The sequence below is a fragment of the Atlantibacter sp. genome (assembly GCF_032062175.1).
GTDB lineage: Bacteria > Pseudomonadota > Gammaproteobacteria > Enterobacterales > Enterobacteriaceae > Atlantibacter.
Genome location: NZ_DAMBQK010000001.1, coordinates 449,982 through 474,225, shown reverse-complemented (window position 1 = coordinate 474,225; position 24,244 = coordinate 449,982). Strand labels below are relative to the sequence as shown.

Genomic DNA, 24,244 nt, shown 5'->3' with positions numbered 1-24,244 from the left:
AAATATCAACGAAAGATATATGTTGTTCGCCGGGATAGTCCGAAAACTGATGATTTGTTGATATGATGTGACGTGCCGTCGGGTGCGTACGGCTAGAATTCTCGGTTCACTTTATTCTGGAGCGTACGTTAGCGATGTCTGATTTTATTCTGTCACGGATTTCAGAAACCCTGGCCTCTGAAAACTCCCTTGAGGGGCTGGTCAGAAAACTGCTTGAGACGCTGGAAATCGTGACCGAGATGGATTCGACTTACCTCACCAAAGTCGAAGCGGAGCAAGGCAAGCAGCTCATCCTGTTTTCGCGCAACAGCAAAGAGATGAATATCCCTGAAGGGCTCTCCGTCCCGTGGGGTGATACCTTATGCAAACGCGCCATGGATGAAGGCTGTATGTACACAAATGATGTCGCCTCGCAGTGGGGCGACAGTGAAGCGGCAAAAGCGTTGGGCATTACCACCTACGTCAGCACCCCGGTCCAACTGGATGACGGCACGCTCTACGGAACGCTGTGCGCCGCCAGCACCGATAAAAAAGAACTCTCGGTGCGCGCCGAATATGTGCTGCGTCTGTTCGCCGGGCTGATCGCCCAGTACGTTCAAAAAGATTCGCTGCTGGAACAGTTGCGCGAAGCCAACGCCGCGCTGATTGCCCATTCCTATACCGATGCGCTGACCGGCCTGCCCAATCGCCGCGCTATTTTTAAAAATCTTGACGCGCTGTTTTCCATCGCCCGCCATATGGAGCGTACGGTGATCATGGCGTTTATCGATCTGGATGACTTCAAAGAGATTAACGATCTGCACGGTCATGAAACCGGCGATCTGTTTCTGTTGCAGGTGAGTGACCGTTTATCGGCAGGCGTGACCCGGGACGACATTATCGGGCGGCTGGGCGGCGATGAGTTTTTGGTGGCCGAACTTGGCGGCCAGACAGATGAAGCGCAGGAAAAAATCGCCTCCGCGCTGAAGGCGCGCCTCAATAGTCTACTGGAAGGCAAATACATCCTGAGGGATGTGGAGCTGAACTATGGGGGCGCCAGCATCGGGATTTACGTCGCGCAACCGGCAGAGGAAGATCCGGACAGCGCGCTGCGTAAAGCCGATGCCAATATGTATCTGGATAAGAACGCCCGCAAACAGCATTAATACCGCAATAAAGCCGCCGTGAAGACCACGGCGGCATCGCTCATCAGAACCACGCTTCCCACATTGCGCCGACGTTGAACGAATCTAACTGCTGATCGTCAGTCCCGTTGACGCGCGCGGTGCGCTCGTTGTCCACTTCCCCGCCGGTCACGTAGAAGCGCAGCATCGGGCGGAACTCCGGCCCCATGGCGATAGACACGTTCTGCGACAGGGTGACTTTCCAGCCGTTGTTATCGCCGCCTTTGTCGTAATCAACCCGCTGATAACCTGCTTCCAGCCAGGTGGAGTGAACGTCGTTCCAGAAATACATCGGACGGACAATCGCGCCGTAGTTGCGGCGGTTGTCGTTGCCGTTTTTGCTGTTGTCGTAATCGTGGAATGCCAGCAGGTATTCGATTTGCGCCTGCTGGGTGAATCGATGAAGCCCCTCGAAGCTGGCATACACCGTGGTCAGGTCCTCGGTTTTGTTGTACACGCTGTTGTCGGAGTTATCAGAGTAGCGGGCGATAACTTTATTTACGCCGCTGTCGTTGGTGTGACTCAACACTACGCCGCCCTGCCAGGCGTTCATGCGCTGGTCGTCGTCAACGGCTTTCGAGTCGAAGCCGTAGTTACCGTAAAGTTCGAGATCCAACGGCCCAATTTTCATGCCGTGAACTTTCGAGGTCACCGCATAGTTGCCCTTGTCGCCGGTGCCGGAGCCGCCGGTACACGTGATGCGCGACGGGTTGGCTTCGTCATCCATCACTTCCGGGCTACAGGATTCCACCGCAGCCACGGTGGCGAGATCGAACTGGACGCCGCCGATATCAAAGTTTTTGATCCCGGCGCCCTGCCCGTCGTGGTTCATCCAGAAGTAGTCGTTGATGCCCTGTTGCGGACGCTGGTGGAAGTCACGACCGGCCCACAGGTAAGCGCCAGGATTCGAGGCAAACAGATTGGTCACCCCGGCATAGGCCTTTTTCAGGTTCACTTCATCGCCCCAGTGGTCAATCATCACGTTAACGTCCCAGATAGCGCCGTTATCGCTTTTGAAAGCTTTAGAGAGCTGGAATTCGCCGCCGTTGCCTTCGTTACCTAAACGACCAATCGCCGACGCGCCGTTATAAGAGCCATCCACCGCGACGTATTTCTGGTCGCCGGTCTGGAAATGGGCACCGTAACGGGCGTAGCCGCTAAATTTAACGCCAAACGGAATCGCCATATCCGGAGACTGCGCTGCAGTTTGCGGCTCGGTAATCACATCCGCCTTATTATTTACCGCTTCGTCAATTTTTGCCTGCCGTTCGGCCAGAGCTTTATCCACCGCTTTAGCCACGATAGCGTCAATTTGCTCCTGGGTGAATTCCTGGGCCAGAGCAGAAATTGGGCAAAGCGCGGCGAGAACCGCCATCGTTAATGGAAGTTTTTTAATGTTATTCATAATATTCTCTATGTAATTTTTAGTAATAACAGTCCCTGTTCTGGCAGAGATAATTAATCGCTATCACCAAAACAAGTCATTTATTATTTAAGGGTACAGAACGGTTAAAATATTCTCGTCACTTACACTCCGGGTAATATTTAAAACGGAAATTAACGCTGATACAGATGCAGTATTTCTTCACACAGTTCACGAGCTAATAAGGAATTCATTAAATGGTCCTGGGCGTGGACCATAATTAACGTCATCGGCTGTTTGGCTTCACCGGCGTCCTGTTCAATCAGTTTGGTCTGCATACGGTGCGCCTGGCGGGAATAGCCGTCCGCTTCGCGCAGCAGGCTTTTCGCTTCGTCAAAATTGCCCTGCCGGGCGGCGTGCAGCGCCTCAAAGCACAGGCTGCGGGACTGGCCGGCATTGACGATAATCTCCATGACCGCTTCTTCTAATACCACCATCACTATTACTCCTTATCAAAGCCATTGTGGGCGGAAACGGCGGCGAACCACTCTCCGCTGCGTTTAATCGTGCGCTGTTGCGTTTCCAGGTCGAGTTGAATAAAACCGTAACGGTTTTTATAGGCATTGCACCAGGACCAGTTATCAATAAACGTCCACATGTGGTAGCCCAGGCAACGGCTGCCTTCGGCGATCCCTTTATGCAGCCACTGTAAATGGCCCGCGACAAAATCAATGCGATACTGGTCGTTAATTTTCCCGCCATCAATAAAGCGCTGCTCGTTTTCCACGCCCATGCCGTTTTCAGAAATAAAACAGCGCGGATTACCGTAATTAACGCGCAGGTTCGTCAGAATATCGTAAATACCCGGCTCATAGATTTCCCAACCGCGATAGGGATTCATTTTTCTGCCGGGCATTTCGTAATAATCAAATAACCACTCCGGCATAAACGGCGCGTCTTTATTAATCGCGCTGTCGCGGCATTTCACCCGGCGCGGCTGATAATAATTCACGCCCAGCAAGTCAATGACGCCTTCGCGAATCAGTTCCTTATCCCCCGGCTGGCAAACCGGCAGTTGATCGTATTCATTGAGCACCGCCACCAGTTCGACGGGATAGTCGCCGCGCAACACCGGGTCGAGAAAACTGCGGTTGAAGAACAGATCCGCATAGTCAGCGGCTTTCACATCCGCCGGGTTTTGCGAGCGCGGATACGACGGGGTTAAATTCAGCACGATGCCGATTTCCCCGGCATAACTGCCTGCACGGTACGCCTTCACCGCTGAAGCGTGGGCCAGCACGGTATGCAGCGCCACGGTTGCCGCACGTTTGAAATCCACCACGTTGGGATAGTGGAAATCATACAGATAACCGCCTTCCACCGGCACAATCGGCTCGTTGAAGGTAAACCAGTGCAGCACACGGTCGCCAAACAAATCGAAACAGATTTGCGCATAGCGGGTATAAGCGTCGATAACCTCGCGGTTTTCCCAGCCGCCCTTTTCCTGCATCGCCATCGGCATATCAAAGTGGAACAGCGTGATAAACGGGGTAATGCCCTGTTCAATCAGCGCGTCGATGACCTGGTTATAGAAGTCAACCGCCTGCGGGTTCACCTCCCCGGTTCCGTCCGGGATCAGGCGCGACCAGCTAATCGAGGTGCGGTAACTGTTGTGGTTCAACGTTTTCAGCAGGGCGATATCTTCACGCCAGTTGCGGTAAAACGTTGACGTCTCATCCGGGCCGACGCCGTTATGGAAGCGCCACGGCTGGGTAGCGAACCAGTAATCCCAGGTGGTTTGCCCTTTGCCTTTACCCTGGCTTTCCCCTTCGGTTTGCAGCGCGGAACTCGCGCTGCCCCACCAGAAATTCTCAGGAAAGGTATATTTCATGGTCATTACTCGCTCCAGATATCAGTTGCTGTTGGCTGGTTCAGCCATCGGCGCGGCGCTCTGCGCTTTCTGCTCTTCAGTTTTCATCAATGAACGCTCATAAGCGCGCAGGAAAGGCAGGTAAATCAGCGCCGACATCACCATACAGATCAGGCACATCACCACCGGGCTAAACGCCCAGTTCGCCGCCCATGACGCACCGATAGGCGCAGGGGTGGTCCACGGCGTCAGAGACACGACCTGCGGCAGCCAGTCCAGACGGGTCGCGGTATAGGCCAGCACGGCGTTGACCAACGGCACGCAGACGAACGGGATAAACAGCATCGGGTTCATGATGATTGGCGCGCCAAACAGGATAGGTTCGTTAATGTTAAAGAAGCTCGGCACCACGCCCATTTTGCCGATGGTGCGCAGATGCGCTACGCGGCTACGCAGCAGCAAGAAGGCCAGCGGTAACGTCGAGCCCACGCCGCCGATCAGCAGGTAGTGGTCCCAGAAGCCTTGCAGGTAAACGTGCGGCAGCGCAGTGCCCGCCGCCAGCGCCGCCTGGTTGGCCGACAGGTTGGCCATCCAGAACGGGTTCATGATGCCGGTGACAATCAGCGAACCGTGAATGCCGGCAAACCAGAAGATTTGGCAAAGCAGTACCGACAGCAGGATTGCCGGCAGGGAATCCGATGCGGAAACCAGCGGCTCCAGCAGATGCATAATCGCCTGTGGGATAATCATGCCGGTTTGTGCTTCCACAAACAGGTTCAACGGATGCAGGGTGCCAATCACTACCACCACCGGGATCAGGATTTCAAACGAACGCGCCACGCCAGTCGGCACTTCTTTCGGCAGGCGAATGGTGATGTTGTTCTGCTTCAGCCAGGCGTAAACGCGGGTGGAGTAAATAGAGGTGATCAGCGCGGTGAAAATCCCCTGCCCTGACAGGTACTGGGTGGAGATTTTACCCTCCGCATAGGGTGCCGCCACCAGCAAGAACGCCATAAACGCCAGCAGGCCGGACATCACCGGATCGAGGTTAAACTGCCGCCCCAGACTGGCCCCGATACCTACCGAGATAAAAAACGTCATCACGCCCATGCTGAGGTTGAATGGCAGCATCAGCTGTTCGCGATAGGTCTGGGAGAAATCCAGCCAACCGCGGGCAAAACTGTTGGTGGTATCCGCTGAGAACGGCGGGAAAATAAACACCAGCATAAAGGAACCGATGATCATAAACGGCAGCGCCGCGGTAAAACCGTCACGGATAGCAATAACGTATTTTTGCTGCCCCAGACGCCCGGCCAGCGGGGTGATGGATTGTTCAATGACCGCAATCATTGACTGGTAGAGTGAACTCATGGGAACCCCTGTATTAGTGCGCCGCTTCGATCAGCGACAGTGCGTAGTCGAGAACTTTATCACCGCGCTGCATACCATAATCCATCATATCAATAGGCTGGACCGGAATGCTGTGAGGTGCCGCTTTTGCTGCCAGGGTGCCTAACATATATTTAACCTGCGGCCCGATCAGCACGACCTGATAGTTTGGAAACTGTGTATCAAATTCGGAAACGCCAAAGGCGTTGATCTCAACGGCAAGACCCCTCTCCTGCGCTACTTCTTCCATTTTCCGCACCAGCAAACTGGTGGACATCCCTGCAGAACAACACAACATAATCCTGTACATCCCGATCACCTCAACATGTTAATAGTTATTTCAGGACTGATTGGACATCACACGGAAACCGGTTTCCATTTCAAATAACCAGAAGTGTGATTGCTATCAAAATAAACCCAATAACAAGCACTTTCTTTAGCCCGTCGTCACAGTTTTAGTGTGTAAAAGGGATCAATGGCGTCCAAATGGAAAATCGGTTTCCATCAAAAACGGAAACGGCTATACTGCGGATGGTGATTATTTGCGCTACAGGTTTTATCAGGATTTCCAGGCTGCACTTGCGCCTGTCAGGGGAAAAAGATGTCAACAATCAACGATGTATCACGTTTAGCTGGGGTGTCGAAGGCCACAGTGTCACGGGTGTTGAGTGGTTCGCGCGGGGTCAAGGAAGCCAGCCGCCTGGCGGTGCTAAAAGCCGTGGACGAACTGAATTATCGGCCAAATGTCATTGCGCAATCTTTATTAAGCCAGTCTACAGGCTGTATTGGCGTGATTTGCGCACACGAAAATATCAACCAGACCACCAGCTACCTGTACGTGCTGGAAAAACATCTCAGCCAGCATCAAAAACATTTGCTGCTGCGGTTTGCCAACTCCAAAAGCGCAGTGCTGCACGCGCTGGAAGAACTGAACTGCGGGCTTTGTGATGATATTTTGATTATCGGCGCGCGTTTCCCGCTGGATATCGACCAGGACAATGTGGTCCTGGTCGACTGTATGGAGGCGGAAAACGTCAACAGCATCCAGTTCGACCATGCATTCGCGGCGGAAACCGCCTGTAATTACCTGATAAGTCAGGGCCGGCGGCAAATCGCCATGATCCAGCCGAAAGGCAGCGGCTTTGCCGATCAAGTGCTGCTGGGCTACAAGCATGCGCTGGAGAAAAACTTCCTGCCGTTTAACCGTAATCTGGTGTTTCTGGAAGCAGCCTCCTCTTCCGTGGCGTTGCAGGAATTGCTGAACAACGCCGCCACGCTCAATTTTAACGCCCTGATGGTCGCGGATGAGCATGAAGCGCAGCACATAATTCCCCAGTTGCAGGCGTTTAATAAGTCAGTGCCGGAGGACATTATGGTGTTCAGCCTCGGCGGATCGTTGCAATTACCCGGCGTGCCGGTCATTCCTGCTATTGAATACCCGATTGAAGCTATGGCGGTGCGCATTGTTAACTGGCTGACGGAAAAAACCCAGGATATGTTGGGCACGCAGTTGATGCGGGGTGATTTGTTTATTCCTGATGTGCGTCGCAAAGTTAGCCGATAGCTTTCGAGGTAGGCGTGGCCCTGACCAACCCCGGCGATGACCGGGGTTTTTTATTATTTTAGTCGTTGATAAAGGATAACCGGAGTAAGTTAAGGGCCTGTTTTCAAAAAGGTCGACGAAAGTGCCCAACAAACTCAGCAACGAAGATATCAACCTTATCGCCCAGCGCATCCAGGCGATTGCTCAATCCGGACTGACCTATTCCCCCGGCGTGTTCGACAGAGAACGTTATGAAACTCTCAGGCAAATCGCTTACGACATGTTAGCGGCGGGTTTTGATTTGCGCCCCGAAACGTTTGCCAGAATGCATATCTCCGATGAGGGTTATGCCACGCCAAAATCGGACGTCCGCGCCATTGTTCTGCGCCAGGGCAAATTATTGATGGTGCAGGAAGCGGATGACGGTTTGTGGAGTCTACCGGGAGGCTGGGTGGATGTGGGTGACAGCCCCTCAACGGCGATACGTCGTGAAGTGCTGGAGGAAACTGGGCTGGACATAAAGGTCACGAAATTACTCGGGATATGGGACAGGAATCTGCACGGCCATCCTCCTTACCCCTGGCACGTCTACAAAATGATTTTTTTGTGCGAAGAGTTGGGTGGCGAACTGAAAATTAGCCATGAATCGCTGGATGTTGGCTTCTTTGACATCAACCATCTGCCCCCGCTCTCCCTGACGCGGATCGTGGAGGAAGAGATCGTGACGAGCGTCGATATTGCCGTCTGTGACAAACCCGCATGGTTTGATTGAACCAAAAAGCAAAAGGGGCCGTCTTTCCTTCACTAATATGGCGGAAGCGCAGAGATTCGAACTCTGGGACCCTTTCGAGTCGCCGGTTTTCAAGACCGGTGCCTTCAACCGCTCGGCCACACTTCCAATGAGGCGAACTATAAACATCCCCTTTCGTTCTGTAAAGCCCGGAACGGTTCGATTGCCGTAAAAACAAGCAAATTGCGATTAATCGCCTGAAATATCGGCATAATGCGCAGAAAGACAGCAGGAAAATGCTTACTGAGGTCACCCCCTCTCATCAACTTTGCCTGGCGTTCATTGACGGCTACTGATTGTTTTCGCTTGATAAATCAGCGTAAAGATGGGTAAAAGGGCTTTCCCGCTTCCTTATGGCGCACTATTCTCTGACGCTATCACCTGTAATGAGAGAACAACTCATGGATCGCATAGTTTATTCCTCACGCGATATGAATTCGCTGCTTAGCACGCATAAAGTGCTGCGTAATACCTATTTCCTGTTGAGCCTGACGCTGGCGTTTTCGGCTATCACCGCAACCGCCAGTACTGTGCTGGGCCTGCCGTCGCCGGGGATTATCCTGACGTTGGTAGGTATGTACGGCCTGATGTTCCTGACCTATAAAACCGCGAACTCTCCGGCAGGTATTTTCTCTGCGTTCGCGTTCACCGGTTTTCTGGGTTATATCCTTGGCCCAATTTTGAATGCTTACCTGTCTGCCGGTATGGGTGATGTTATCGGCATGGCCCTGGGCGGTACGGCATTAGTGTTCTTCTGCTGCTCTGCCTACGTACTGACGACCCGCAAAGACATGTCCTTCCTGGGCGGTATGCTGATGGCGGGTATCGTAATCGTGTTGGTTGGCATGGTGGCAAACATCTTCCTGCAACTGCCTGCCCTGCACCTGGCAATCAGTGCCGTGTTTATTCTGATCTCGTCTGGCGCAATCCTGTATGAGACCAGCAATATCATTCACGGCGGCGAAACTAACTATATACGCGCTACCGTAAGCCTTTACGTGTCGCTGTATAACATCTTTGTCAGCCTGCTGAGCATCCTGGGCTTCGCAAGCCGCGATTAACCAGCCAGTCCACTATCGAGCCCCGCCATTGTGCGGGGCTTTGTTTTTTTCAGCGCCCGATATTTGTTACACTGCGACCCCGTTTCACGGTGGTAAGATCATGATGTTGACCTTTAACGATAAACAATTTGAAACCGATAACGACGGTTATCTGAAAGATTCCAGCGCCTGGAGCGAAGGACTGGCGGAAGTGATTGCCGAACAGGAAGGCATTGCACTCACGCCCGAACACTGGGAAGTGGTGCGCTTCGTACGCGAGTTTTATCTGGAATTTAATACGTCACCGGCCATCCGTATGCTGGTAAAGGCGATGGCGAAAGCGTATGGCGAGGAGAAAGGCAACAGCCGCTATCTTTTCCGCCTGTTCCCGAAAGGCCCGGCTAAACAAGCCACCAAAATCGCGGGACTGCCGAAGCCGGTAAAATGCCTTTAATGGCGAATACCGAAGTTTGTCCATTCGCGCTCGGGGCGATGAGGCTCATGAAGCACTTTGTCCACCCGGGCGCTGCGCGGCCCGCCCGCTTTCAGCCAGGCCAGTAGCTGTTCTACTTTGTCATTCTCGCCGCAGGCTACCACTTCCACGCTGCCGTCGTTTAAATTACGGGCATAGCCGGTAAGCCCAAGCCGGTTGGCTTCATGCTGGGTACTGTAACGAAACCCCACGCCCTGAACCATGCCGTGCACCCAGGCGATAACGCATACATTTGACATTACTGTGCTCCTTTATGCCTGGCGCGTTGCATTTCCCCGCTGAACTCGGGAAAATGGCGCCCATTTTCTCTGACATCAGCATAGCAAATTATGAGTGTACGTTTAGTGTTAGCCAAAGGGCGCGAAAAATCGTTATTGCGCCGTCATCCGTGGGTATTTTCTGGTGCCGTTGCGCGCCTGGAAGGGAAAGCCAGCCTGGGTGAAACCATTGATATCGTCGATCACCAGGGTAAGTGGCTGGCGCGCGGCGCGTATTCTCCCGCATCGCAGATCCGCGCCCGCGTCTGGACATTCGATCGTGATGAATCCATCGATATTGAATTTTTCACTAAACGTCTACAACAGGCGCAGCAGTGGCGTAGCTGGCTGGCCGCACGCGACGGACTCGACAGCTACCGCATCATCGCCGGTGAGTCGGACGGGCTGCCGGGCGTGACCATTGACCGCTTTGGTAACTTCCTGGTACTGCAACTGTTGTCGGCAGGCGCGGAGTATCAGCGTCCTGCCCTGCTTAGCGCGCTGCACATGCTTTATCCTGAATGCGCGATTTACGATCGTTCCGATGTCGCGGTGCGTAAAAAAGAAGGGATGGAGCTGACACAAGGCCCGGTAAGCGGCGAATTGCCCCCGGACCTGTTGCCGATTGAAGAACATGGCATGAAGCTACTGGTGGATATCAAAGGCGGCCACAAGACGGGTTACTACCTTGACCAGCGTGACAGCCGCTTCGCGACCCGCGGCTATGTGAAGGATAAGCGCGTGCTTAACTGCTTCTCCTACACCGGCGGGTTTGCAGTTTCCGCACTGATTGGCGGATGCCAGCAGGTGATCAGCGTGGATACTTCGCAGGACGCGCTGGACGTGGCAAAACAAAACGTTGAGTTGAACGGGCTGGATCTCAGCAAGGCTGATTTTGTCCGTGATGACGTGTTCAAGCTGTTGCGTAAATATCGCGACCAGGGCGAAAAATTCGACGTCATCGTGATGGACCCGCCAAAGTTTGTGGAAAACAAAAACCAGTTGATGGGTGCCTGCCGGGGCTATAAAGATATCAATATGCTGGCGATCCAGTTACTTAATCCGGGCGGTGTGTTGCTGACATTTTCTTGTTCGGGTCTGATGGCCAGCGATTTATTTCAGAAAATCATCGCCGATGCCGCTGTAGATGCCGGGCGTGATGTACAATTTATAGAGCAGTTCCGTCAGGCAGCCGATCACCCGGTGATAGCGAGCTACCCGGAAGGGCTTTATTTGAAAGGATTTGCCTGCCGCATCATGTAACTTGAAAAATGGGAAATCGCCCGCATATCTGATGCAGAGTTAAGTTTCCCCGGGAGGTGACGATGATTGCCAGCAAATTCGGTATTGGCCAACAGGTCCGCCACTCATTGCTGGGTTATCTGGGCGTGGTGGTCGATATCGATCCTGAGTACGCGCTGGATGAACCTGACGCAGACGAGCTGGCGGTAAACGCAGAATTGCGCGCCGCCCCCTGGTATCATGTGGTTATGGAAGATGACGACGGCCAGCCGGTACACACCTATCTGGCCGAAGCCCAGTTGAGCGGAGAGCTACAGGATGAACATCCTGAGCAGCCATCGATGGATGAACTGGCGCAGACCATCCGTAAACAGCTTCAGGCACCGCGCTTAAACAACTAAAAATAAACCCCGCGCTGCGGGGTTTATCGTTTTATTTGGCCAGGCCCAGCCGAGGGATTTCAATGGCCGGGCAACGATCCATCACCACTTTCATTCCCGCATCGCGCGCCAGCACCGCCGCCTGTTCATTAATCACGCCCAGTTGCAACCACAGCGTTTTCGCGCCGATGGCGATAGCCTCCTGCGCGACGCCCCACGCCGCCTCTGAGTTACGAAACACGTCTACCATATCGACTTTTTCCGGGATTTCACTCAGCGAGCCGTAGCCTTTTTGCCCCAGCAATGATTTACCGGCGACCTTCGGCGAGACGGGAATCACGTGATACCCCTGGTTCAACAGATAGGCCATGACGCGATAGCTTGGCCGCTCCGGCTTGTCACTGGCACCCACAAGAGCGATGGTGCGCGTTGTCTTCAGAATGCCAGCAATTTCAGATTCATTCATAGTCGACCCTCCAGCAATGGTTTCTCAGTGTAAGCCAAACCTTAATGTCTCACCATCATTCCCATACGGATGCATGAGAGCAAAACAGATAAATCTGGATATATGTTAATAAATATTATTCGTGCAAAATTTTGATACATTCTCAGGCTGTGATGCCGGGAGTCGGGAGACATTAATGAAAGGCTTATTCGCCGCCGCCTTGCTGGTGGCCCTGATACCGGTAACGGCAGCGGCTACCACGCTACATCTTTCCGGGGATATCGACTTACTGGTTCTTGATGGTAAAAAAGTTTCCGGCTCTTTTTTGCGCGGCGCGGATAGCATTGAACTGGATAACGGGCCTCACCAACTGGTTTTTCGGGTAGAAAAAAATTTGGTCACCGCCAGCCGGGACCGAAGGCTGTATATTTCTCCTCCGCTTATCATGACCTTCGACACCCGCAACGTGACACAGGTTAATATCTCGCTACCACGTATTGAAACCGAAAAAGAGAGCGAACAGTTCGATGCCACACCGCGCGTACAGTTGCTTGACGGCAGCGCCACGCCCATACCGGCAAGGCTCGATGTACTGGCGGTCACCAATAATCCGAAAGGAATTGATTACGAATGGGATACCGAGCGCTATAACAAGGCCAACAATAAAGCCTCAGCCCCGGAATTTGTTACCCTGATGGCTGATGACAGCGCCCTGCTCTCTGGCCCATCGGAACTGGACAGGCCGGTAGCCCATTCGCAAACCCTGACGGAGCAACGGCTTAAACACTGGTATTTACAGGCCGACAATGATACCCGCACCCGCTTTCTGGAATGGGTTAAGCAGCAACCTTCCTCCTGACCCGCATCAACTTCGGTTTTTTTAATCGCTTCGCTTGCGGCATCAATCACTTCCGGTAAGCTGTATCCAATCTTATTTTCATGGATACTGCTATGGAACTGACTACCCGTACCCTGGGCGCACAAAAACATATCGCGTTGGTCGCCCACGATCACTGCAAAGAAATGCTGTTGAAATGGACCGAACGCCATCAAACGTTGCTGTCGCAACATGTGCTTTATGCTACTGGCACCACGGGCAACCTGATTCAGCGCGCCAGTGGCCTGGACGTCAAAGCCATGCTGAGCGGCCCGATGGGCGGCGACCAGCAGGTCGGCGCGCTGATATCGGAAGGCAAAATCGACGTGCTGATTTTTCTGTGGGATCCGCTTAACGCCGTTCCGCACGATCCTGATGTAAAAGCGCTGCTGCGCCTTGCCACGGTATGGAATATTCCCGTCGCGACCAATATTTCCACCGCCGACTTCATTATCCAGTCACCGCACTTTAATGATAACGTCGATATTCTTATCCCTGATTACCCACGTTATCTGGCCGAGCGCCTTAAGTAGTTACGGCTTTTTCGCTAACGGCACACCGAGCGCTTCCAGGATCGGCACAAAACGGGAAGGGTTCGGTTTGTTGTACAACAGCCAAACCCGATGCCGCGCGCGCGTTAGCGCCACATAGAGCAACCGCCGCTCTTCGGCATCCGGGAAATCTTCAGGCTGCGGCAACAATCCCTGCTCAATAACAGATTCCCGCGCCGGTGCCGGAAAACCCTCTTTGCCATCCTGCAATCCCACGATAATCACGTAGTCCGCCTGCTGGCCCTTGCTGGCGTGAATAGTCATAAAATCGATATTCAGTTTCGGCCAGCGGGTATTCGCTTTTTCCAGCGTCGCCGGGCGCAAATGATGGTATCGGGCCAGCACCAGAATGCGTTCATCGTGCCCGGCGTACCCGCTGAGTTTATCCAGCAGCGCCTCAAGCTGTTCGTCAGGCAGCAGCGTGACCGCTTTTTTATCTCCGGCCGTCAAACTGTTCAGCGGCTTGTCCAGTTGATGTGGGTTTTGCTGCACAAAAGTATTGGCGATGTAGCCTATGCGACCGTTAAACCGATAGGTGGTGTCCAGCGCGCATTGATCCCCTTCGCCAAAATGATGGGTAAAAGAAGTTGTCAGCAGTAACTCCGCGCCGCTGAAGCGGTAAATCGCCTGCCAGTCATCACCCACGGCATACAGCGCAGTATGGGAGTTTTGCCGCCGCAGCGCCGCCAGTAGCGCAGCGCGCTGTGGGGAAATATCCTGAAACTCATCCACCAGAATATGCTTCCACGGGCTGACGAAGCGCCCATTATCCAGCACGTTAACGGCCTGATGGATCAACCCGGAAAAGTCTACCGCGCTTTCGGCTTTCAGGGCACTTTTCCAGGCTTTGACCAGCGGGGCCATCAGCCTGACGCGTTTCTGAAACAGATCGCGCATCTCCTCCGGCACGCTGGCAATCATCTCCGCCTGGGAACCGCCGTGGGTACGGATAATCCCGAGCCACCTTTCCAGGCGTGGCGCAAGACGGCGAGCGAGTTTGTCACTCTGCCAGTAGTTGCCTTCATCAATTTCCCACTCAAGCTCTTCGGTCAGCCATTGCCGCCAGCCTTTCGCCTGGGCCTTTTTCTGCTGGCACTGCTCACGCCATGCTGTAATCAATAATGTGTGACGCGCATCGGTATCACTTTCCAGTTTACTGATTTGCGCGGCTTTTTTACTGCCCTGCTGGATAATGTGCAGGGCCAGCGCATGGAAAGTTCGGGCGGCGATCTGATCGGTATGCAGGCGTTCCTGAATACGCTGATCCATCTCCTGGGCCGCTTTGCGTCCAAATGCCAGAAGCAAAATTTGATCGGCTGACGCTTCGCCGCGCGCCATTAACCATCCCGCACGCGCCACCAGCACTGAGGTTTTGCCGCTACCGGCCCCTGCAAGCACTAACACCGACTCTTCGCCGTTTACCACCGCGCGAGCCTGGCTCGGGTTGAGTGGGGACGATTCAATCTGCTCGAAGAAATCAGCGTACTGACTGAGCATCTGCTCAGTGAATTTTTGATTAGCCTGCTGACGGCGTTTTTCAACATGGGTCAGCCAGCTACTGCATTCAAGATAAGCCTCACGGCAGTTATCAAACTCCGTCAAGCGGGAAAGCGGCAACGGCAAAGCGCTAAAGGCCGCACGGATAGATTGCTGGATACCCTGGATTTCTTGGCGCTTCAGCCATTTATTGCGTTGGGTCAGCGTTGCGATCCGCTGACACTGCTCGTTCAACACCGATGCGGCGATTTCACTCATCTCCTCGCTCCAGCGCGTCCAGAGCCCCAGAAGATGCTGATAAAAACGCTGGGTTTCTGCCCACTCCGTACCGTGAAGACGCACCACCTGGTTATTCGGCACCACAAATTCCAGCTCACCCCATACCATCCCGCGTTTACAGCTCATCGCCAGCAGTTGGTTAAAGGGGATCAAATATTCATGACTATCGCCCGACACCTTTACACCAGCGGTAAGGATTTCCACGCGATCGTAAGGATGCTGCGCGAGCCGTTTTCCAATTGAAGTTGCTTTAAGTTCCATCACGTAACCACGGTTAGTCGTCGTAGGCTAAGTTTAACCGCCCTGTATATGCCGCTCCAGAGTAAAAACGCGTTACAATTGCTGAGGTTAATGTTTTAGCTCAGCAATCAAAGGAAGATGTTCTATGCGCACGGTTCTTAATATTCTCAATTTTGTCCTTGGCGGCTTCGCTACCACCCTTTCGTGGCTGCTGGCAACGGTACTGAGTATTGTTTTTATCATCACCCTTCCGTTAACGCGCTCCTGCTGGGAAATCACGAAGTTATCGCTGGTGCCGTACGGCAACGAAGCGGTTCATGTCGACGAACTGGAGCCGCAAAGCAAGAGCGCGATCTTAAATACCGGCGGCACGTTGCTAAATATTGTGTGGCTGGTGCTGTTTGGCTGGTGGCTATGTCTGATGCATATCGCCGCCGGGATTATGCAGTGTGTGTCGATTATCGGGATCCCGGTGGGCATCGCGAATTTTAAAATCGCCGCCATTGCGCTTTGGCCGGTCGGCCGCAGGGTGGTTTCGGTGGAAATAGCGCAAGCAGCGCGCGAAGCCAATGCCCGACGCCGTTTTCAATAATGGGAACAGGCAACGTTATGTTTAGCCCCCTGCTCAGGCGTTATTCCTGGAACAGCACCTGGCTGTATAACTTCCGCATCTTTATCGCGCTGTGTGGCAGCGCGGCGCTTCCCTGGTGGCTCGGCGAAGTCAAACTCACTATTCCGCTGACCCTGGGGGTGGTCGCCGCCGCGCTGACCGATCTCGACGATCGGCTGGCGGGGCGGCTACGTAACCTGATCATCACGCTGGTCTGCTTTTTTATCGCGTCCGCCTCTGTTGAACTGTTGTTCCCGTGGCCATGGCTGTTTGCGGTTGGGCTGACGGTTTCCACCTGCGGTTTTATATTGCTTGGCGGCCTTGGGCAGCGCTATGCCACCATCGCGTTTGGCGCGTTATTAATTGCGGTGTACACCATGCTGGGTGTCTCGCTGTACGAGCACTGGTATCAACAGCCGCTGCTACTGCTGGCAGGCGCGGTCTGGTACAACCTGCTGACGCTGATCGGCCATGTGATTTTTCCCGTCAGGGCATTGCAGGATAGTCTGGCCCGCAGCTACGAACAGCTCGCCTGGTACCTTGAGATGAAATCGCGCCTGTTCGATCCCGATATTGAAGAGGAACGGCAGGCGCCGATGATGGAGCTGGCGCTGGCCAATAGCCAGGTGATCGCCACGCTTAACCAGACCAAGACATTATTATTAACCCGCCTGCGCGGCGATCGCGGTCAGCGCGGCACGCGCCGGACCCTGCACTACTATTTTGTCGCTCAGGATATTCATGAGCGGGCCAGTTCCGCCCACATTCAGTATCACGAACTGCGCCAAAAGCTGCGATACAGCGATGTGATGTTCCGCTTCCAGCGGCTACTGTCTATGCAAGGGCAGGCGTGCCAGGCGCTGGCGCGCTCTATCTTACTGCGCACCCCCTACCAGCACGATCCGCGCTTTGAACGCGCCTTTATTCACCTTGATGCCGCCATTTCGCGCATTCGCGCGGATGAAATGTCGGATTCTGAAAAGAAAGCTATTGGTTTTCTCATCAATAACTTGCGCGATGTCGATGCCCAGTTAGCCAGTATTGAATCCGAGCAGGCTCTCGCTGAACCGCGCAACGATGAGAACCAGCTTGCCGATGACAGCCTGCACGGCGTCAACGATATCTGGCTGCGCCTCAGCCGCCACTTTACGCCGGAATCGGCGTTGTTCCGCCATGCGGTGAGAATGTCGGTGGTGCTGTGTACTGGCTATGCGTTTATTCAGGTTACCGGCTTGCAGCACGGCTATTGGATCCTGCTAACCAGTCTGTTTGTTTGCCAGCCTAACTACAACGCCACGCGCCATCGCCTGACGTTAAGGGTGGTCGGTACATTAATTGGCGTGGCGATTGGCATTCCGGTGCTGTGGTTCGTGCCTTCTCTGGAAGGTCAACTGATATTAATCGTGATCACCGGCGTGCTGTTCTTTATGTTCCGTACCGTGCAGTACGCCCACGCAACGATGTTTATTACGCTGCTGGTACTGCTGTGCTTCAATTTACTCGGCGAAGGTTTTGAAGTTGCGCTGCCTCGCGTTATCGATACTCTGATCGGTTGCGCCATTGCCTGGGCTGCGGTGAGTTTTATCTGGCCTGACTGGCGCTTTCGCCGGCTCGATCAGGTACTTGAGCGGGCGCTCAATGCAAACTGCCGCTATCTTGATGCGATCCTCGAGCAATATCATCAGGGCCGGGATAACCGCCTCGCCTACCGTATCGCCCGGCGTGACGCCCATAACCGCGATGCGGAACTGGCATCGGTAGTGTCAAATATGTCGACGGAACCTCACGTCAGCGCTGAAATTCGTGAAACCGCCTTCCGATTGCTGTGCCTGAACCATTCATTAACCGGCTATATTTCCGCTCTCGGCGCGCATCGCGAAAAAGTCGTAAATAACGAAATCCTCGCTATCCTGGATGATGCCGTTTGCTATGTCGATGATGCGCTGCATCATCTCCCGGCTGATGAAAGTAAAGTACAACGGGCATTAGCCGGGCTGACGAAGCGAATCCGGGATATCGAGCCTCGTCAGGAGAGTAAAGAAGCGCTGGTCTTGCAACAGATAGGATTAATTGCAGCACTACTACCGGAAATGAGTAAGTTGCAGCATCAGGTCTCACCCTTCACTGACCGATGAAGGCTGCTGCATAAACCACTCATAGAGCTCCCGGCGGGTTTCCGCCGGGAGCGCCGCTTCATGTAGCCCGACAATAGCCCCTTCCAGCGCATAGAGCGCTTTAACGCCACAATTTTTTTTAATGGTGCGTAGCCTTAGCCAACACTCTTTCGCGCCGTACGCTTTAAGGGTATCGACATCACTGATACCAACTTCCCACAACCATATTTCATACTGCAAAGAGAGATTAGGTAAATCCTTAACGCGCATTTCCTGTTGACGCTGAGCAATGTCTTCATTGGCACAACTGATGGAGTCAGCCGCTAACTGCACCAATAAATCGGGGTTATTCCACAGTTCACTGTCAACCTGATAATAATTGAGGTAGACCGCCCTTCCCCGGCGAGTAAATTTAAGCTTCGATAAATTACGTTGGGTGTAGTAACCCGCGCTTTGTTCATTAGCCCGCAAAAAAAGCTCACCTTCAACCAGCATGCCGAACGCGGCTTTATCAATCGTCAGGCTGTATCCGCCAAACAAGGAACGACAACGCACTTCGCCCAGGGTCTTTAATAAATCCTCTAAACGCATGAGCGTTTCAGTGGTAGTTGACTTCATTATAACTCCTTTATTATCAATAGATAACAGGAATGTATCCGTTATTGATTCCTGTAAAACGAACATATTCAACTTGGCGAATCTCGGCAATATTAATTTTCTGCGGTGGAGATTTAGATAAAAGAATTGCGAGGTGCTTTCAGAAAATAAGGTTGATCTTTATGCTGCCCGGATGTACTGTACAAACATACAGTACACACTGGAGTTGAACACATTATGAACATCACTGCTCATTCAAATCGCTCAGTTACAACGATGCGCGCAACACAAAAGCATCTGGAATTCTCAACTGCCCCGGAAATGAAAGGAATGGTCAGCGAAATTGTTTACCAGGAAGATCAACCCTGGATGACCCAGTGTGTTTTACTCCCTTTACTGCAACAGCTTGGTCAGCAATCGCGCTGGCTGCTGTGGCTCACGCCCAATCAGCGGCTGAGCCGTTCCTGGCTTCAGGCCTCAGGTCTACCGCTGACTAAAGTGATGCAGGCGAGCCCATCGAATTCCTATACCACTGTCGATGCCATGCTCCGCGCATTGCGCACCGGAAATTACAGTGTGGTCATTGGCTGGTTGTCTTACGAGATGAGTGATGAAGAACATCTGGCGCTTTCAGAAGCGGCGGAAATGGGTAATGCCATCTGCTTTATCATGCGCCCTTCACGAGGGGGGGTTAACGGTACGAGACCGCGTTCTGCGCTAAAAATTCATTCTGGTTTGTATCATTAAGTAAATTTAAGACAAATCCTGGTATTACTTTTTAATATTTACAGGTCTTTGTTCATTAGTGAAATTTAAGCGGAATACGCGGCTTCCGCGACGCATAGCCTCTCTTCGCTGGCTACATTTGCAGCAAAGATGTTAACAAATATGTACGCAAGTCGTTTTTTTTCATATGCCTGACGGACTTCACACTTGTAAGTTTTCAACTACGTTGTAGACTTTACATCGCCAGGGTTGCTCATTAATAAACCGTACAGACGGTAGAGTTACAAGTTGAGCTATAACCCCGGTGAAGGATTTAACCGTGAGCTCTTTAAGAGATGTTCATGGCCTTTTGGATGATAACGAGGCGCAAAAAATGAAAAAGACAGCTATCGCGATTGCAGTGGCACTGGCTGGCTTCGCTACCGTAGCGCAAGCCGCACCGAAAGATAACACCTGGTATGCAGGTGGTAAACTGGGCTGGTCCCAGTACCACGATACCGGTTTCTACGGTAATGGTTATGACAGCCGCATCGGTAACGGTCCGACTCACGAAAGCCAGCTGGGCGCAGGTGCTTTCGGTGGTTACCAGGTTAACCCGTACGTTGGTTTTGAAATGGGTTACGACTGGTTAGGTCGTATGCCGTACAAAGGCGACACTGACAACGGCGCTTTCAAAGCTCAGGGCGTTCAACTGACCGCTAAACTGGGTTACCCGGTTACTGACGATCTGGATATCTACACCCGTCTGGGTGGTATGGTATGGCGTGCTGACTCTAAAGCAGCATACGACAACGGTGCTGGTGGTCGTCTGAAAGACCACGACACTGGCGTTTCCCCAGTATTCGCTGGTGGTGTTGAATGGGCTGTTACCCGCGACATCGCTACCCGTCTGGAATACCAGTGGGTTAACAACATCGGTGACGCAGGTACTGTAGGTACTCGTCCTGACAACGGCATGCTGAGCCTGGGTGTTTCTTACCGTTTCGGCCAGTACGATGCTCCGGCACCGGTTGTAGCTCCGGCTCCAGCTCCGGCTCCAGAAGTACAGACCAAACACTTCACTCTGAAGTCTGACGTTCTGTTCAACTTCAACAAAGCAACTCTGAAACCGGAAGGCCAGCAGGCTCTGGATCAGATGTACACCCAGTTGAGCAACCTGGATCCGAAAGACGGTTCCGTTGTTGTTCTGGGCTTCACTGACCGTATCGGTTCTGACGCTTACAACCAGGGTCTGTCTGAGAAACGTGCTCAGTCCGTTGTTGATTACCTGATCTCTAAAGGTATCCCGGCTGACAAGATCTCTGCACGTGGCATGGGCGAATCTAACCCGGTTACTGGCAGCACCTGTGACAACGTTAAACCGCGCGCTGCTCTGATCGACTGCCTGGCACCGGATCGTCGCGTAGAAATCGAAGTTAAAGGTATCAAAGACGTTGTAACTCAGCCGCAGGCTTAAGTTACCGTTATGAAAAAACCCCGCAATGCGGGGTTTTTTTTCGCCTGTCGTTCTTAACTGAACATGAACAAAGGCGTTCGGATAAAAAAGAGCGCTTTACTCCCCTTTACCCAGCAATGCTTCGATATCCTGCTTCAGCGTCGACATCTGGCTGGCATATTTCTCTTTACGCTCAGCATCTTCAATAAGCTGTACGATGGTTTCAGAGAGGGTTATCCCTCTGCGCTGCGCCAGGCCAGCCAGACGCTGCCAGACCATATACTCCAGGTCGATAGACTTTTTGCGGGTATGCTGATGCTCCGCATTAAAATGACGCTTGCGACGGGCCCGAATCGTCTGCTTCATGCGGTTAGTTAGCTCGGGGTTGATATGCGCGTCTATCCAGTCGGCAACCTGGACGGGTTCGTTTTCCATGTTGAGTAAGAGGTCCACTGCCTCTTTGGCCGCGCTGGCTTCTCTGTACCGGGTGATCAGTTCGCCTTCGCGATGCTTCTTCACCAGATATTTCCATTTCCAGCCGCTTTCGAGATTTTCCAATTGTTGGTATTTCATTGTGATCTCAGGATGACCGTATAACTCACTTCAGAATAACAGTTTTTTTCCATTTCGCTGAATTGAAATCGTAGCCTGTGACTCTCTGACTGATTCTCCCGGGCAATTGCTTGATTACGGGTGTGTCCTTGTTGCCATTACGCTATAATCGCGCCTTTAACCTCTACCTTAAAAAAGCGACTTTGACCATTAATAAACTTTCATGGCGTGCTCTGGTCACCGACACCGATCGGTACCTTGAACTGTTTACGCAGCCAAAAACGGACCCTGATTCACCGCTCGACATTCAAGCCATCCAGCCCCGTTTATGCTTTGGCCTTGAACAGTTGATCCACCCTTATTCTTCTTCCGCGTTTATGCTCGTCAGAGCGCCGGAAGAAAAAGATTATCTCGATACCGTCGCTGACTACTTGCAGGAAAACAGCCCCGCAACTGACCAGTTATTTGGTGGCCGATATTCCATTGAGAATAATACGGTTACGCTGCACCCTGCCATCAGCACTGAGGATCCCTTTACCAGTGCAGGCGAGATTGTCTCTGCCGACTGGGTCGAGACGGAGCAACTCTTCGGCTGTGTGCGCCAGCCTGGCGAGAAGGTCACTTTACAGCCCGGTCTCATTCATCAAGCTAATGGCGGTGTGCTGATCCTTTCCCTGCGTGCACTGCTTTCCCAGCCGCTACTGTGGCTGCGTTTAAAGCATATGGTCGAGCGTAACCGCTTCGACTGGTTCTCACAGGATGAAACCCGCCCGTTGCCGGTTTCGGTGCCGTCTTTGCCGCTTCAGTTGAAGGTCGTGCTGGTGGGCGATCGCGAATCGCTGGCCGATTTCCAGGAGATGGAGCCGGAGCTGAGTTCACTGGCCATTTATAGCGAGTTTGAAGATAACCTTCAGGTCGCAGATGAAGAAGCGATGAGCCTGTGGCAGCAATGGGTTTTACACATTGCTGCAACCCATGAATTGCCCGCGCCTGACGCCAGCGCCTGGCCGATCCTGATCCGCGAAGCGACCCGTTATACTCAGGATCAGGAAACGCTGCCGCTTTATCCCTCCTGGATCCTACGCCAGCTGCGCGAAGTTTCATCGTTATGCGAGGGTGAAACGTTTAACGCCGAACAACTTGCATCTATGCTTGAACAACGGGCATGGCGTGAAGGCTTCCTCGCGGAACGGATGCAGGATGAGATCCTGCTCGACCAAATCCTGGTAGAAACCGAAGGCGACCGCGTCGGCCAGATTAACGCTCTGTCGGTGATCGAATTTCCCGGTCATCCACGCGCGTTCGGCGAACCTTCGCGCATTAGCTGCGTGGTGCATATTGGTGATGGCGAGTTCATTGATATCGAGCGTAAAGCCGAGCTGGGCGGGAATATCCATGCCAAAGGCATGATGATTATGCAGGCTTTTTTGATGTCGGAATTGCAGCTTGAGCAGCAAATCCCCTTCTCAGCCTCATTAACCTTCGAGCAATCTTACAGCGAAGTCGATGGCGACAGCGCATCCATGGCCGAGCTTTGTGCGTTAATCAGCGCACTGGCGGATGTACCGGTACACCAGAATATTGCCATTACCGGCTCGGTCGACCAGTTTGGCCGGGCGCAACCCGTTGGCGGGCTTAACGAAAAAATCGAAGGATTTTTTGAGATTTGCCAGAGCCGGGAATTAACCGGTAACCAGGGCGTTATTATTCCATCGGCTAACGTGCGTCATCTTTCACTGTCGCAACCGTTACTGGACGCGGTAGAAAATGAGCAATTCTTCATCTGGGCCGTAGATGATGTGATGGATGCCTTACCGCTGCTCACCGGCTTGCCGTGGGACGCTGAAGGGCAAACAACACTGATTCAAACAATCCAGGAACGCATTGCGCAAGCGACTCAGCAAGAAGGAAGAAACCGTTATCCCTGGCCATTAGGCTGGCTTAACTGGTTCAACCACAACTGATCGGACTTGTTCAGCGTACACGTGTTAGCTAACCTGCGTGCTTCAATAAAATAAGGCTTACTGAGAACATGGTAGATAAACGCGAATCCTATACGAAAGAAGACCTTCTTGCCTCCAGCCGTGGTGAACTGTTTGGCGCTAAGGGCCCGCAGTTACCGGCACCCAACATGTTGATGATGGACCGCGTCGTCAAAATGACCGAGACCGGCGGCAATTTCGATAAAGGCTATGTCGAAGCGGAGCTGGATATCAATCCAGACCTGTGGTTCTTCGGTTGCCATTTCATTGGCGACCCGGTAATGCCAGGCTGTCTGGGCCTTGATGCCATGTGGCAGCTGGTTGGGTTCTACTTAGGCTGGCTGGGTGGCGAAGGCAAAGGCCGCGCACTGGGCGTAGGTGAAGTGAAATTTACCGGTCAGGTTCTGCCGACGGCGAAAAAAGTGACCTACCGCATCCACTTTAAACGTGTGGTAAATCGCCGTTTGATTATGGGTCTGGCCGATGGTGAAGTACTGGTTGATGGTCGGGTAATCTATACCGCCAACGATCTGAAAGTGGGCCTGTTCCAGGATACGTCTACTTTCTAAAAATCAGGCTCCTGTAAGGCGAAACCTCCGCGCTGCGGAGGTTTCTATGTCTAAAGAGACAGTGTTATGCGATTAACACTTTGACGTCCATGGCTTCTCGCCAGCCTCCAAGCCAATAAGATCTCTGATTAACAGCCTGATAGGGACACATTTCTTTTGGTCGTCCGGTCATGCCTGCTTGATAACCGCGTTGATGTGCCCGTTCCAGGCGATCTCGTTTTTGTCTCTTCATGCCTCGTT

The 24,244-nt window shown here is 52.9% G+C and carries 26 protein-coding genes and 1 tRNA gene; 15 read left to right on the top strand and 12 right to left on the bottom strand.

Annotated features, from left to right (window positions below):
- The first annotated feature begins 134 nt into the window (after positions 1 to 134).
- On the top strand, positions 135 to 1,145 hold the full coding sequence (locus tag RT120_RS02120) for a sensor domain-containing diguanylate cyclase (RefSeq protein ID WP_312978777.1): 1,011 nt from the start codon (positions 135 to 137) through the stop codon (positions 1,143 to 1,145).
- A gap of 43 nt (positions 1,146 to 1,188) precedes the next feature.
- Here RT120_RS02120 and RT120_RS02115 read toward each other — a convergent pair whose 3' ends face one another.
- From RT120_RS02115 to RT120_RS02095, 5 genes are all read right to left on the bottom strand, one after another.
- Positions 1,189 to 2,568: a carbohydrate porin gene (locus tag RT120_RS02115; RefSeq protein ID WP_312978775.1), complete on the bottom strand. Its 1,380-nt coding sequence runs from the start codon at positions 2,566 to 2,568 to the stop codon at positions 1,189 to 1,191.
- Between the two features lie 152 nt (positions 2,569 to 2,720).
- Positions 2,721 to 3,023: a PTS lactose/cellobiose transporter subunit IIA gene (locus tag RT120_RS02110; protein WP_201743255.1), complete on the bottom strand. Its 303-nt coding sequence runs from the start codon at positions 3,021 to 3,023 to the stop codon at positions 2,721 to 2,723.
- Positions 3,024 to 3,028: 5 nt separating this feature from the next.
- Positions 3,029 to 4,417 (bottom strand): glycoside hydrolase family 1 protein, encoded by a 1,389-nt coding sequence (locus RT120_RS02105; protein ID WP_312978824.1) that lies wholly within the window; start codon positions 4,415 to 4,417, stop codon positions 3,029 to 3,031.
- Positions 4,418 to 4,438: 21 nt separating this feature from the next.
- Positions 4,439 to 5,767, bottom strand: a complete 1,329-nt coding sequence (locus RT120_RS02100; protein ID WP_312978773.1) for a PTS sugar transporter subunit IIC — start codon at positions 5,765 to 5,767, stop codon at positions 4,439 to 4,441.
- 13 nt (positions 5,768 to 5,780) lie between these two features.
- A complete protein-coding gene (locus RT120_RS02095) occupies positions 5,781 to 6,095 on the bottom strand; it encodes a PTS sugar transporter subunit IIB (protein ID WP_312978771.1) in 315 nt (104 codons plus the stop codon).
- Between the two features lie 291 nt (positions 6,096 to 6,386).
- Between RT120_RS02095 and RT120_RS02090 the strand changes: the two genes are divergently transcribed.
- Both RT120_RS02090 and RT120_RS02085 read left to right on the top strand, forming a co-directional pair.
- The gene (locus RT120_RS02090; protein WP_312978769.1) at positions 6,387 to 7,349 is read left to right on the top strand and encodes a LacI family DNA-binding transcriptional regulator; all 963 of its coding nucleotides are present in this window, start codon (positions 6,387 to 6,389) and stop codon (positions 7,347 to 7,349) included.
- A gap of 121 nt (positions 7,350 to 7,470) precedes the next feature.
- Positions 7,471 to 8,100: an NUDIX hydrolase gene (locus RT120_RS02085; RefSeq protein ID WP_312978767.1), complete on the top strand. Its 630-nt coding sequence runs from the start codon at positions 7,471 to 7,473 to the stop codon at positions 8,098 to 8,100.
- Between the two features lie 38 nt (positions 8,101 to 8,138).
- On the opposite strand, the gene RT120_RS02080 is transcribed toward RT120_RS02085, so the two are convergent.
- Positions 8,139 to 8,226: transfer RNA gene (locus RT120_RS02080), tRNA-Ser, on the bottom strand.
- 293 nt (positions 8,227 to 8,519) lie between these two features.
- Here RT120_RS02080 and yccA point away from each other — a divergent pair.
- Both yccA and tusE read left to right on the top strand, forming a co-directional pair.
- On the top strand, positions 8,520 to 9,179 hold the full coding sequence (gene yccA / locus RT120_RS02075; protein WP_312978765.1) for an FtsH protease modulator YccA: 660 nt from the start codon (positions 8,520 to 8,522) through the stop codon (positions 9,177 to 9,179).
- A 103-nt stretch (positions 9,180 to 9,282) separates the two neighbouring features.
- A complete protein-coding gene (gene tusE, locus RT120_RS02070; protein ID WP_125291832.1) occupies positions 9,283 to 9,612 on the top strand; it encodes a sulfurtransferase TusE in 330 nt (109 codons plus the stop codon).
- Here tusE and yccX read toward each other — a convergent pair.
- The gene (yccX, locus tag RT120_RS02065) at positions 9,609 to 9,890 is read right to left on the bottom strand and encodes an acylphosphatase (RefSeq protein WP_312978763.1); all 282 of its coding nucleotides are present in this window, start codon (positions 9,888 to 9,890) and stop codon (positions 9,609 to 9,611) included. The genes tusE and yccX overlap by 4 nt on opposite strands.
- A 90-nt stretch (positions 9,891 to 9,980) precedes the next feature.
- Here yccX and rlmI point away from each other — a divergent pair, with 90 nt between their 5' ends.
- Both rlmI and hspQ read left to right on the top strand, forming a co-directional pair.
- Positions 9,981 to 11,171: a 23S rRNA (cytosine(1962)-C(5))-methyltransferase RlmI gene (gene rlmI, locus RT120_RS02060; protein ID WP_312978761.1), complete on the top strand. Its 1,191-nt coding sequence runs from the start codon at positions 9,981 to 9,983 to the stop codon at positions 11,169 to 11,171.
- 62 nt (positions 11,172 to 11,233) lie between these two features.
- Entirely contained in the window at positions 11,234 to 11,551 is a 318-nt protein-coding gene (hspQ, locus tag RT120_RS02055) for a heat shock protein HspQ (RefSeq protein ID WP_125291826.1), read from the top strand.
- Positions 11,552 to 11,582: 31 nt separating this feature from the next.
- Here hspQ and RT120_RS02050 read toward each other — a convergent pair whose 3' ends face one another.
- Complete coding sequence (locus tag RT120_RS02050; RefSeq protein WP_312978758.1) at positions 11,583 to 11,996, bottom strand: CoA-binding protein; 414 nt, start codon at positions 11,994 to 11,996, stop codon at positions 11,583 to 11,585.
- 175 nt (positions 11,997 to 12,171) lie between these two features.
- On the opposite strand from RT120_RS02050, the gene csgI reads away from it, so the two are divergent.
- On the top strand, positions 12,172 to 12,834 hold the full coding sequence (gene csgI / locus RT120_RS02045; protein ID WP_312978756.1) for a curli synthesis inhibitor: 663 nt from the start codon (positions 12,172 to 12,174) through the stop codon (positions 12,832 to 12,834).
- 92 nt (positions 12,835 to 12,926) lie between these two features.
- Positions 12,927 to 13,385: a methylglyoxal synthase gene (gene mgsA, locus RT120_RS02040; RefSeq protein WP_312978754.1), complete on the top strand. Its 459-nt coding sequence runs from the start codon at positions 12,927 to 12,929 to the stop codon at positions 13,383 to 13,385.
- Here mgsA and helD read toward each other — a convergent pair whose 3' ends face one another.
- The gene (gene helD / locus RT120_RS02035; protein ID WP_312978752.1) at positions 13,386 to 15,440 is read right to left on the bottom strand and encodes a DNA helicase IV; all 2,055 of its coding nucleotides are present in this window, start codon (positions 15,438 to 15,440) and stop codon (positions 13,386 to 13,388) included. It lies immediately after the preceding gene.
- A 124-nt stretch (positions 15,441 to 15,564) separates the two neighbouring features.
- Between helD and RT120_RS02030 the strand changes: the two genes are divergently transcribed.
- Entirely contained in the window at positions 15,565 to 16,011 is a 447-nt protein-coding gene (locus RT120_RS02030) for a YccF domain-containing protein (protein ID WP_312978750.1), read from the top strand.
- Between the two features lie 17 nt (positions 16,012 to 16,028).
- A complete protein-coding gene (gene yccS / locus RT120_RS02025; RefSeq protein WP_312978748.1) occupies positions 16,029 to 18,164 on the top strand; it encodes a YccS family putative transporter in 2,136 nt (711 codons plus the stop codon).
- Here yccS and RT120_RS02020 read toward each other — a convergent pair.
- Positions 18,144 to 18,761 (bottom strand): TfoX/Sxy family DNA transformation protein, encoded by a 618-nt coding sequence (locus RT120_RS02020; RefSeq protein ID WP_312978746.1) that lies wholly within the window; start codon positions 18,759 to 18,761, stop codon positions 18,144 to 18,146. The two genes, yccS and RT120_RS02020, sit on opposite strands and share 21 nt — an antisense overlap.
- A 216-nt stretch (positions 18,762 to 18,977) precedes the next feature.
- On the opposite strand from RT120_RS02020, the gene sulA reads away from it, so the two are divergent.
- Together sulA and ompA are read left to right on the top strand one after the other, a co-directional pair.
- On the top strand, positions 18,978 to 19,487 hold the full coding sequence (gene sulA, locus RT120_RS02015) for an SOS-induced cell division inhibitor SulA (RefSeq protein ID WP_312978744.1): 510 nt from the start codon (positions 18,978 to 18,980) through the stop codon (positions 19,485 to 19,487).
- Positions 19,488 to 19,839: 352 nt separating this feature from the next.
- Entirely contained in the window at positions 19,840 to 20,922 is a 1,083-nt protein-coding gene (gene ompA, locus RT120_RS02010) for a porin OmpA (RefSeq protein ID WP_312978742.1), read from the top strand.
- Positions 20,923 to 21,018: 96 nt separating this feature from the next.
- Here ompA and matP read toward each other — a convergent pair whose 3' ends face one another.
- Entirely contained in the window at positions 21,019 to 21,474 is a 456-nt protein-coding gene (matP, locus tag RT120_RS02005; protein WP_312978740.1) for a macrodomain Ter protein MatP, read from the bottom strand.
- A gap of 182 nt (positions 21,475 to 21,656) precedes the next feature.
- On the opposite strand from matP, the gene RT120_RS02000 reads away from it, so the two are divergent.
- Both RT120_RS02000 and fabA read left to right on the top strand, forming a co-directional pair.
- Positions 21,657 to 23,417, top strand: coding sequence for a Lon protease family protein (locus RT120_RS02000; RefSeq protein ID WP_312978738.1), 1,761 nt, complete (start codon positions 21,657 to 21,659; stop codon positions 23,415 to 23,417).
- Between the two features lie 68 nt (positions 23,418 to 23,485).
- Positions 23,486 to 24,004 carry a bifunctional 3-hydroxydecanoyl-ACP dehydratase/trans-2-decenoyl-ACP isomerase gene (gene fabA / locus RT120_RS01995; protein WP_183169073.1) on the top strand — a complete coding sequence of 173 codons (519 nt, stop codon included), beginning with the start codon at positions 23,486 to 23,488 and terminating at the stop codon, positions 24,002 to 24,004.
- A gap of 64 nt (positions 24,005 to 24,068) precedes the next feature.
- Here fabA and rmf read toward each other — a convergent pair whose 3' ends face one another.
- A complete protein-coding gene (rmf, locus tag RT120_RS01990; protein ID WP_002463017.1) occupies positions 24,069 to 24,236 on the bottom strand; it encodes a ribosome modulation factor in 168 nt (55 codons plus the stop codon).
- Positions 24,237 to 24,244: the final 8 nt, after the last annotated feature.